Below are 4,778 nucleotides of genomic sequence, written 5' to 3'. Positions count from 1 at the left end.
GGACCGGACACTGCCTGGAGGTGCTCACCGATCTGGCCCGGGTTCGCCTGCGGCACGGTCGCCCACAGCGGCCCGGCACGATGTCGGCCCGCGCGAACGGGGGTTCGGACGCCTCCCGGGACCCTTTCCGCGTCCCGCTGCCGCCGGGTCGGGCCGCGTGACCACCGCACGCGAGGCCGTCGCCGCCGCACGCGAGGCGGTCACCGCGCCGCGCGCGCTCGGACTCGCGCGCACCGGGCGGATCGCCGACACGCTCGCCTGCACCGCCTACCTGGTCGCCTCGCTGGTGCTGTATCGCGGTTTGTGGGCCGGTGGTCCGGCCGGGCGATACCTCGTGGACAGCGGTCAGGACCAGCACCAGTGGGAGTGGTTCTTCGCGGTGACCGCGCGCGCCGTGGCGCACGGCGAGAACCCGCTGACCACGACGCTGCAGAACCACCCCGACGGGGTGAACCTGATGGCGAACACCTCGATGCCGGGGCTGTCCATCCCGCTCGCGCCGATCACCTGGCTGTTCGGGCCGGCCGCGACCTGGGCGATCGTGCTCACCGGCGGGCTGGCCGCGACGGCCGCCGCCTGGTACTACCTGATCTCCCGTCACCTGGTCGTCTCGCGACCGGCCGCCGCCCTCGGCGGGGCCTTCTGCGCGTTCGCCCCGCCGATGGTCTCGCACGCCAACGCGCACCCCAACCTGGCCGTGCTGTTCGTGCTCCCGCTGATCATCGACCGGCTGATCCGCCTCGCCGCCGGCCTGCGTCCGATCCGCGACGGCATCCTGCTCGGCCTGTTGACCACGTATCAGATCTTCCTCGGCGAAGAGGCGCTGCTGCTGGCCTCGACCGGCATCGCGCTGTTCGCGCTGACCTACGCGTGTGTCGCGCCGGCCGCCGCCCGCGCCGCGCTGCGCCCGCTGGCTCGCGGACTCCCCATCGGCGTGGCACTGTGCGGGGTCCTGATCGCCTATCCGCTGTGGTGGCAGTTCACCGGCCCGCAGAGCTACACCAACCTGCTGCACGGCCCGGCCGGCAACGACCTCGCGGCGCTGACCGCGTACGCCGACCGATCGCTCGCCGGCGACATCGACGTGTCCGCACGGCTGTCGATGAACCGCACCGAGGAGAACGCGTTCTTCGGCTGGCCCCTGTTGATCCTGGCCGGCGCGATCGCCGCCGCGCTGTGGCGCCGGGCCCTGACCAAGGCCCTCGTGGGCGTGCTGGTCGGCGCCGCGCTGTGCTCGCTCGGCCCGGAGATCATCCTCGACGGCGAGCCCACCGGCATCTCCGGACCGTGGCGTTGGCTCGGGCAACTCCCGCTGTACGAATCGGTGTTGGAGAGCCGGTTCACCATGGTGTGCGTGCCCGTGCTGGGCATCCTGCTCGCGCTGGCCGCCCAGGCGGTGCGGGACGCGGGCGATCGGCGGTTGTGGTTGTTGTGGTGCGTCGCGGCGCTCCAGGCGCTGTTGCCGCTGCTGCCCCAGCCGCTGGCCTCCGCGCCGCGCGAGCCGACCCCGGCGTTCTTCGCGGACGGGACGTGGCGCCGCTTCACCGGCCCCGGCCGGGCCATCGTGGCCGTACCGCTGCCGGATCCCTCCGACGCCCGCGCGCTGGGCTGGCAGGTCGACGCGGGGCTGGGCTTCCCGCTCGCCGAGGGGTACTTCGTCGGTCCGTTCGGACCGGACCGACTCGGCGGCTACGGCGCGGTCACCCGACCCACCTCGCAACTCCTGCGCGAGGTACGCGACGGCGGCGCGGTGCCGGAGGTGACCGACGACGAACGGGCCCAGGCCCGCGCGGACCTCGCCTACTGGCGCGCGGACGTGGTGGTGCTCGGCCCGCACGCCAACCGGGAGGCACTGCGCGCGACCCTGGACCGCCTGCTCGGCCCGGGCGTACCGATCGACGGGGTGTGGTTGTGGGACGTGCGGGCAGGGGGTGCGGCCCGTGCCGGCTGAGCAGGCGGCCCCGTACCGTACCGAGGAGTTCACCGGGACGGACACGGGACCGGCGGGCACCCCGGCAGGTGTCGGGGCACACATGGAGGGTGGTCGGGTGCGGCGCGGCGACGAGCACGCGTATACCGAATACGTGACCGCCCGCCTGCCCGCCCTGCGCCGGGTCGCCCGCCTGCTCTGCGGAGATCCGCACCATGCCGACGACATCGTGCAGAACACCATCACCCGGTTGTACGTGCACTGGCGGCGCGCGGCCGCGGCGAACGACCTCGACCGGTACGTACACCGGATGCTGGTGCGCGCGTTCCTCAACGAGCGCCGCCTGGCCTGGGCCCGGGTGCGGCTGATCGGCGCACCGCAGGAGACTCCGGCGCTGCCGGCACTGCCCGGGCCCGACGTGGAGACCCGGGACGCGGTCCGGATCGCGCTGTCCCGGGTGCCGCCCAGGCAGCGGGCCGTGCTGGTGTTGCGCTTCCTGTGCGATCTGCCGGTCGCCGAGGTGGCCGAGATCCTCGGCTGCTCGCAGGGCACGGTGAAGAGCCAGACCGCGCAGGGACTCGCACGACTGCGCACACTGCTGGACGGGCCGGTCGTGGCCCGCTGGGAAGGGGAGTAGACCGGCCATGGACACCGACGAGCACGAGGGCGCCCGACTACTGGCCGGGCTGCGCGAAACGCCGCAGACCGCGCCCGACGAACCCGGCGTCAACGTGGCCCGCGCGATCCGGGAGGGCCGGCGCACGGTCCGGATCCGGCGCGCGCTCGCGGTGACGGGCGGCGCCGTCGCGGTGGCACTGGTGGTGCTGGTGACGGTGTTGATCGCCGCGCCGTTGCACAACGGTGCGACCGGTCCGGCCGCCGGCGGCACGTTCGACGTGCGGCAGCGGGCCTTCCAGGTGGGGTCGGCGGGCGGCTTCACGCCGGTGATCTACGAGACCGGCAAGTACCGCCAGCGGGTGATCCTGGGTCCGGAGAAGCCGGGTGGGGCGCCGGACGTGGCGGCCACCCGGGGGACGGTGACGATGTACGCGCCGGACCGGCTGCCAGGTGGCGAGGGCGGCCTGGGCGCGCCCGCCCCCTCGGTGAACGGGCACCCGGCCGCGTGGTTGACCGGACCGGCTCCGGTCGACGGCCGGATCGAACTGGCCTGGCAGTGGACGTCGGGCGGCTGGGGGGTCGCCTCGTTGGCCGGTCCCGCCGCCGACGCCGCCCGGGTGCACCGCGTCGCCGAGAGCGTGGCCACGGGCAGCCGCCGCCCGACCGGTGTGCCGGTGCAGTTGGACGAGGGCCTGCTGGCCCCCGGCGAACACCTGATCTCGCTGGTGGCCTCGGTCGGCGCGCAGGCCCAGGACGCGGTGTACGCGCTGCGCTTCGGCACGGTGGACCCGCCGAATCTCGACGGCACCGACCCGCCCTGGTTCGCCGTGGGCGTCGGCAAGGCACCGGCCGGCTTCGACGAGCGCCGGCCCGCACGGGTCACCCGCGCGGACGGGGCCTTCGTCGAATCGGACCCGCTCCTGGACAAGGCCCGGCTCACCGCGATCCTGGCGGGCATCCGGGCGGACGGGTATCCGTCGGCGGGCCCGACCGCGCCGACGAACATCCCGAGCACGGGCGATTCCCAGTCACCGCCCGCCTCCGCTCCGGAGAGCGAGGCGACGGCCACGGGACCGGCCACCACGATGGGCGCGGACCTCTCGACCGACGGCACCCCGAGCACGAGCAGCACGGGCCCGAGTTCGACCTCGCCCCCCACGGGTTCGGCGACGACCGCCGCCCGGTGAGCGCCGGGCCGGCGGACGGCGGCCGAGGCGCGTGCGGCGCGTACCACTCAGGTCGCACCCGGGAACCTCTCCCGCCCCCATCCGCCCCCTTCGCCGCCGCCCAGATCGTGGAAGTCCTCCTCCCAGCGGTTGCGCGTGTAGCGCCGGCCGACCGGGGTCTCCCACCACAGGAGGTCCTTCGCCAGGCGCACGTGGTCGAGGGTGATGCGCCGGCGGTGGAGTTCGGGCATCAGGGTGCTCAGCCGCGCGACGAGTTCGCTCGTGTCGGCCGCCTCGACGGCCGCGTCGAAACCGGTGCGCCCGCGCCGTTGTACGAGGGTGCCCTCGGGCGCGATCAGCAACGACAGGTCGCGGCAGGCCGCGCCGATCGAGGTGCCGTCCGGACGATGCGGCGACGTGGCGGTCCGTCCCTGGTGGATCAGGTACAGCCTGACCGCCTGCGTGACGGCCCGCGTCGCGCGCCGGCGTTCGAGCGTGTGCGGCAGGTGCACGGTGACCGCCTCCAGGGCCGAGGCGCAGCGTCCCGCGTCGTTGTCGGCAAAGCGCGCCGCCAAGGCCCGATCGCCGTGGACCCGGACCAGGAACACGTGCAACGCGTGCTCCCAGGGCGCCCAGTAGGCGGAGGCACGCTGGATCGACGGCGCCGTCATCGGGCGCACTCGGTCGGAAACGGCATGACGTGGTCCTCACTGCTGTCGTCGACGGACGGATGCACCGCGACATCGAACCCGGATCGATGCCACTCCGTCGTGAACATGACGAACCACGACCGCCTTTTGTGACCACGGGTCCTTCCCCGGACCCGGACACCCGCACCCCGGGACACGCCGCACCGCGACCGTCCACGAAGGTGCGACCCGCCGCCTAGAATGGGAGATATGACCGATTATGGGCGTCCGTTGGAGTTCGGTGTCTTTCCCACCCCGGACAGCTCACGGGTCGACGAGATCCTCGCGCTCGCGAGCATGGCCGAGCTGAGCAGGGCGCCGACCTGCTCGTCCATGTGCCCGGCCTCGTCCCGCTCCAGCTGGACGGCCCCGCGG

4 protein-coding genes are annotated in these 4,778 nt (G+C 74.0%); 3 read left to right on the top strand and 1 reads right to left on the bottom strand.

From position 1 onward, the window contains the following. Positions 1–157: 157 nt before the first annotated feature. The 3 genes from ACFXMF_RS46830 to ACFXMF_RS46820 are packed head-to-tail and all read left to right on the top strand — an operon-like array spanning position 158 to position 3,735. On the top strand, positions 158–1,951 hold the full coding sequence (locus ACFXMF_RS46830; RefSeq protein WP_379990140.1) for a glycosyl transferase: 1,794 nt from the start codon (positions 158–160) through the stop codon (positions 1,949–1,951). Continuing rightward, the gene (locus ACFXMF_RS46825; protein ID WP_379990141.1) at positions 1,941–2,567 is read left to right on the top strand and encodes a SigE family RNA polymerase sigma factor; all 627 of its coding nucleotides are present in this window, start codon (positions 1,941–1,943) and stop codon (positions 2,565–2,567) included. The genes ACFXMF_RS46830 and ACFXMF_RS46825 overlap by 11 nt, the downstream gene beginning before the upstream one ends. A gap of 7 nt (positions 2,568–2,574) precedes the next feature. Continuing rightward, entirely contained in the window at positions 2,575–3,735 is a 1,161-nt protein-coding gene (locus ACFXMF_RS46820; protein WP_379990142.1) for a hypothetical protein, read from the top strand. Positions 3,736–3,782: 47 nt separating this feature from the next. Here ACFXMF_RS46820 and casB read toward each other — a convergent pair whose 3' ends face one another. Beyond that, positions 3,783–4,385 (bottom strand): type I-E CRISPR-associated protein Cse2/CasB, encoded by a 603-nt coding sequence (casB, locus tag ACFXMF_RS46815; protein WP_360312380.1) that lies wholly within the window; start codon positions 4,383–4,385, stop codon positions 3,783–3,785. Positions 4,386–4,778 lie beyond the last annotated feature (393 nt).

It is taken from the genome of Embleya sp. NPDC059213 (assembly GCF_042754445.1).
Lineage (GTDB): Bacteria > Actinomycetota > Actinomycetes > Streptomycetales > Streptomycetaceae > Embleya.
Note: the sequence above shows the minus strand (reverse complement) of the source record. Positions and strands in the feature narration are given on the sequence as shown.